Here is a 3,750-nt window from a genome sequence, read left to right as displayed (position 1 = left end):
CGTTGCATATAGTTTCTTGGATTTCCATATTGGCTTTTATTTGATTAAGTGGCATATGACCAGGGCCTTCTATCATAACTTGAACGTCTTTTTCCCAAGCGCGATTAGTTAATTCGCCTAGAGTTACTAGCTCTTCTATTTGAGATATATCTCCAGCATCATGTATACTTCCAGGTCTGCAAGCATCTCCTAAGCTTATAGTTACGTCGTATTCTCTACAGATATCTAGGATTTCATCGTAGTATTCAAAGAATGGATTTTCGTTTCCTGTTAATTCCATCCATGCGAAAATTATAGATCCACCTCTAGATACTATATTTGTAAGACGATCAGATTGTTTAAATCTTTCTGCTGTGTGTTTATTGACACCACAATGAATAGTCATGAAATCTACGCCATCCTCAGCGTGCATTCTGACTACATCTATCCATTCTCTTGCAGTTATAGTTCTAAGTGGTTTGTTGTAGTAAACAACAGCATCGTATATAGGAACTGTTCCTATTATAGCAGGACATTCAGCAGTTAATTTTCTTCTGAATTTTTGAGTGTCGCCATATGAGCTTAAGTCCATAATTGATTCAGCACCCATGTTTACAGCACTCATAACCTTTTCCATTTCTAAGTCCATATCTAAGCAGTCTCTAGAAGTTCCAAGGTTTACGTTTATTTTAGTTTTTAATTTTTTACCTATACCATATGGTTTTAAGCATTTGTGGTTTTTATTAGCAGGAATACAAACCTTACCTTGAGCTACTAATTCTACTAATTCGTTTATGTCAAAGTTTTCGTATTCGCTTACTTGTTTCATTTCTTCTGTTATTATGCCTTTTCTTGCGGCATCCATTTGAGTAGTGTAATTCATATTTTTTTCTCCTTAAATTTAGATTTCAAAATATAATTACTTGCAAGTATTTTTAACTAGTTAAATTTTAATATTGAAATTTTATACTTTGGAGTTTTATAAAAATTAGAAAAGTTAAATTGCAAAGCTGAGAAATTTATATAAATAAGAAAGTGCGCGTAAGTCTAATTTATATAAATTGCTGTAGAAAATTTATACGAATGAAAAAATCGTACAAATAATGTACGATTAAGATTCAGATTAATGCATATAAATACAAAAATATAAACTCCCTCGCGGCATTATCCGGCAGGTTCGGAGGGTTTAGAAAAAATTCAATCTCAGCAAAAGCTCCCCTGTATATATTTCAATTGTAATTTTATGGTAACATATAAAAATATTTTTTTCAATGAAAAGTTTTTGAATATATAGGTTTCAGTTTGGGAAACTTTTTTTATAAAAGTAACTTTTGACTCCATTGTTCAGATAAAAATTACAACATATAATTTAAGTATAAAGAGAGGAGATGTAGAGATGAATGAAATTAACATAGGTAAAAATATAACTAACTTCAGAAGAAATAAAGGCATCACTCAAGATGAGCTTGCAAACTATATAGGTGTATCAAAATCGTCAGTATCAAAATGGGAGAACAACATAACATATCCAGATATATTATTGCTCCCTCAATTAGCGACATTGTTCAATGTATCATTAGACGAACTCATGGGATATGAACCACAGCTTACAAAAGATGATATCAAAAAAATTTACTATAGCTTGGCTGATGAATTTACTGAAAAGAAACCAGATGAGGTCTTAGAAAAATGTGAAAAGTACATTAAAAAATACTACTCTTGCTTTGAATTTTTAAAACGAATGGTTGTGCTTTACTTAAATCACCATATGTTATTTGAAAATAAAGAGGAAATTTTAGATAAAGCCAGAGATTTATGCATAAGAATAAAGGAAGAAAGCAACGATCCAAAATTGATAAAGGAGATAGTTTCCCTAGAGGCGCTTTCACTAGCTATGGCGAATAAACCAGTTGAGATTTTAGAGCTTTTAGGAGAAGATATCGAATCATATAGTCAAGATGCAGAGCTCATAGGTCTTAGCTTCCAGTTATTAGGTAACGTAGATAAGGCAGATGAAGTAGCACAGATTTGTATGTACCAGCATTTAATAGGTTTAGTTGGAAATGCAGTTCAAAGAATTGTTTTGAATACAAATGATTTAAAGGTAGTAGAGGAAACTTTTAAAAAATCATTTGAAATATGTAAAGTGTTTGATTTAGATGAGCTTCATTCAAATATAGCAGTGAACCTATACTTAAGTACAGCACAGGCTTATATGGTTCATGGACAAAAGGAAAAGGCTCTAGATTTAATAGAGAGATATACGAAGGTATGCTTAAAAAGCATATATAATTTCAAATTAAAGGGAAATGAATATTTTGACAAAATAGAAGCTTGGTTTAAAGACTTAGATTTAGGAGTAAATCCGCCTAGAAGCCAAAAATTAATAAAACAAAGTGTAGTAAGTGCTTTAAAGGACAATCCAGTCTTTGCTAGTTTGAAGGAAGAGTACAGATTTAAATCTTGTTTATTGGCGTTAGAAAGCGAATAGTATAAGGTTAGTTTTATTAGATACATTTTAATTTTAGAATAGAAAATAAAAAATTTTAAAAAGATTAAATTTTAGAAAAGTTGTTAATGTTTAGTAGATTACTTGAAAGTTTTCTATTAAATATTACAACTATATTATACAAGGAGGAAACAAAATGAACGATTTTATGAATCAATTACCATTAGTATTACCACTTATTATATTACAATTTATATTAGCTATAACTGCACTAGTTCATGTGCTTAGACATCCAAATTACAGATTTGGAAATAAAGTAATATGGGTGTTAGTAGTTTTATTTGTACAATTTATAGGACCTATATTCTACTTTGTATTTGGTAGAGGTGAAGAGTAATGAATATACTTGAAATCAACGGGTTATCTAAAAAATTTGGCTCAAACCATATAATAAAGGATCTGAATCTAAAGGTAAGTGAAAACACAATCTGCGGGTTTATAGGAGAAAATGGTGCCGGGAAAACTACTACTATGAAGATGATACTTGGATTTTTAAAGCCAGATAGTGGTACAATAACAGTATGTGGTGAGAAGGTTAGCTATGGGGAAACTAGAACAAATAGATTTATAGGCTACCTTCCAGACGTGCCAGAGTACTACGGATATATGAATCCAGTCGAGTATTTGAAGCTATGTGGTCAAATTACTGGTATGAATAAAAAAGAGATAAATGAAAAAACTGAAGAGCTTCTGGAGCTTGTAGGTCTTAAGGAGCACAAGAAAAGACGAATAGGCAGATTTTCAAGGGGGATGAAGCAGAGATTAGGAATTGCTCAAGCACTCTTAAATGAACCTAAGTTATTAATATGTGATGAACCTACATCAGCTCTAGATCCAATTGGACGAAAAGAAATACTAGATATTTTATTAAAGGTAAAGGAGAAGACTACAGTAATATTTTCAACACATATACTATCTGATGTAGAGAGAATTTGTGATGAAATTGCGATTTTAAAGGATGGGAAAATAGCTCTAAGTGGTGCATTATCTCAAATTAGATCTGATAATATTGTGGATTGTCTAGAGATAGAATTTAAAAATGGCGATAATTTAGCACGATTTTTAAATATATTCGGAAATAATTCTGAATTAAATCAAATGGAAACCTCTCTAGAAAAATCAGAAAATACGATTTTTATTCATTCAAATAATATAGTAAAAATCCAAAAAGAGATTATGAAGTTACTGATAGATGCAGATTTATACCCTATATCTATAAGACTTCAGGAGCCTACATTAGAGAGATTATTTTTGGAGGATGT

4 protein-coding genes are annotated in these 3,750 nt (G+C 30.9%); 3 read left to right on the top strand and 1 reads right to left on the bottom strand.

What is annotated here, in order from left to right:
• Window positions 1-862 (bottom strand): phosphomethylpyrimidine synthase ThiC (locus tag MR593_RS04130; protein ID WP_290687152.1); only part of this gene is annotated, 862 nt, incomplete at its 3' end.
• Window positions 863-1,375: 513 nt separating this feature from the next.
• Between MR593_RS04130 and MR593_RS04125 the strand changes: the two genes are divergently transcribed.
• The 3 genes from MR593_RS04125 to MR593_RS04115 all read left to right on the top strand — a co-directional run.
• Window positions 1,376-2,470, top strand: coding sequence for a helix-turn-helix domain-containing protein (locus MR593_RS04125; RefSeq protein ID WP_290687150.1), 1,095 nt, complete (start codon window positions 1,376-1,378; stop codon window positions 2,468-2,470).
• 154 nt (window positions 2,471-2,624) lie between these two features.
• Window positions 2,625-2,825 carry a PLD nuclease N-terminal domain-containing protein gene (locus MR593_RS04120; RefSeq protein WP_290687148.1) on the top strand — a complete coding sequence of 67 codons (201 nt, stop codon included), beginning with the start codon at window positions 2,625-2,627 and terminating at the stop codon, window positions 2,823-2,825.
• Window positions 2,825-3,750 (top strand): ABC transporter ATP-binding protein (locus tag MR593_RS04115; protein ID WP_290687146.1); only part of this gene is annotated, 926 nt, incomplete at its 3' end. The genes MR593_RS04120 and MR593_RS04115, both read left to right, overlap by 1 nt.

The sequence above is a fragment of the Intestinibacter sp. genome (assembly GCF_022780145.1).
Taxonomy (GTDB): Bacteria; Bacillota; Clostridia; order Peptostreptococcales; family Peptostreptococcaceae; genus Intestinibacter.
The sequence above is the reverse complement of the archived record's forward strand: the minus strand, read 5'-3'. Positions and strand labels throughout refer to the sequence as shown.

Bases quoted from the DNA above. Each gene is read 5' to 3' on its own strand.
- MR593_RS04125 (WP_290687150.1), top strand. From the start codon at position 1,376: ATGAATGAAATTAACATAGGTAAAAATATAACTAACTTCAGAAGAAAT.
- MR593_RS04120 (WP_290687148.1), top strand. From the start codon at position 2,625: ATGAACGATTTTATGAATCAATTACCATTAGTATTACCACTTATTATA.